The organism is Enterococcus dongliensis, from assembly GCF_031927985.1.
Taxonomy (GTDB): domain Bacteria; phylum Bacillota; class Bacilli; order Lactobacillales; family Enterococcaceae; genus Enterococcus_A; species Enterococcus_A dongliensis.
On the sequence record NZ_JARPZC010000048.1, the window covers coordinates 1 to 1,229 of the forward strand.

General features: G+C 36.5%; 1 protein-coding gene and 1 pseudogene. Both read right to left on the reverse strand.

What is annotated here, in order from left to right; genetic code table 11:
- Positions 1–19 precede the first annotated feature (19 nt).
- Positions 20–862 (reverse strand): annotated as a pseudogene (locus P7D84_RS13685) (IS3 family transposase); the annotation flags it as partial.
- Positions 863–885: 23 nt separating this feature from the next.
- The gene (locus tag P7D84_RS13690; protein WP_001232998.1) at positions 886–1,170 is read right to left on the reverse strand and encodes a transposase; all 285 of its coding nucleotides are present in this window, start codon (positions 1,168–1,170) and stop codon (positions 886–888) included.
- Positions 1,171–1,229 lie beyond the last annotated feature (59 nt).

The window sequence follows — 1,229 nt, forward strand, 5'->3', positions numbered from 1 at the left end:
GGGACCTGCAACAGTTTAGTTAACAGTCGGTTAGATTACTTATTTTCTTCGCCTCAAATTGTCGAGGAGTCATCATAAATTTTGTATGGATTCTTTTGTTTGGATAGTAGTCTTCTAAATAATCTTGAATCAACACCTTCATCTCTATTTTACTTTTATGCTTGTTGGGTTCGATTAATTCTCGTTTGATTGATCGATGAAACGATTCGATTACCGCATTGTCAACAGGAGTCCCAGGTTGGCTCATTGAATGTGTAATGTGGTGGTCGGTCAACAGCTCTTGATAGCTAAGAGACCGATATTGGCTACCTCTATCGGAATGAATTACCGTAGGCAATTCTCCTTTATAAATTTGTAATGGATGGATGACAATTTCTTTTTTCATGTTTGAATCCAACATATAGCAACGTGGAATACGAGTTGCTAAGTCAATGTAGGTGGACAAATAGAGGCGACCGTCATTACAAGGAATGTAAGTAATATCTGTCACCCAAACAGCATCGATTTGGTTCTGTTCAAATTGTCGATTCAATAGATTTTCTTTTACTATTTCTTCGATTGCTTTTCCTCTGCCATAAGAAGATTGGCGTCGATGAAATCCTTTTGCGCATAAATTCATTCCACGCATAAGGACCGCCACAACACGTTTATTGGTTTCGATTCCTTCATCGTAAAGTTGTTGAGCGATTCTTGGAGATCCGTATCGACCTTTGTGTTCGTAGAACACTCGCTTAATATTCTGTTTTAAAAAATTATGGCGAAGTTGAGTCCTACTGGGTTGACGATTCCGCCATAAATAATATCCTTGCCTACTTACATTTAAAATCCTGCACAAAGTTTGAATTGAATATTGTTGATGATGTTTGTGAACGAACTCAAAACGAACTACTTTTTTTGCTTCACAAACGTGTCGAACTTTTTTAGAATTTCATTTTCCTCTGTTAGCCGTTTATTTTCCTGTTCAAGAATGTAGAAATCTACTTTATCAGGTAATCTTTTTCCTTGTCCAGCAAAAGCATTTTTTCCGTATCGATGATATTCTGAAACCCATCGGGAAATTGTTGGACGAGAGATATTGTATTCTTCAGCAATTTTCTTGGTAGTTACTTTTTTCTCAAGGATATCCTGTGAAATCTTTAGTTTAAATTCACGATCATATGTTTTTCTCAATAGAGTTCATTCCTTCCGGTAACGTAACTGATAGTCAAGAAAAGTGTATCATAGCCCAA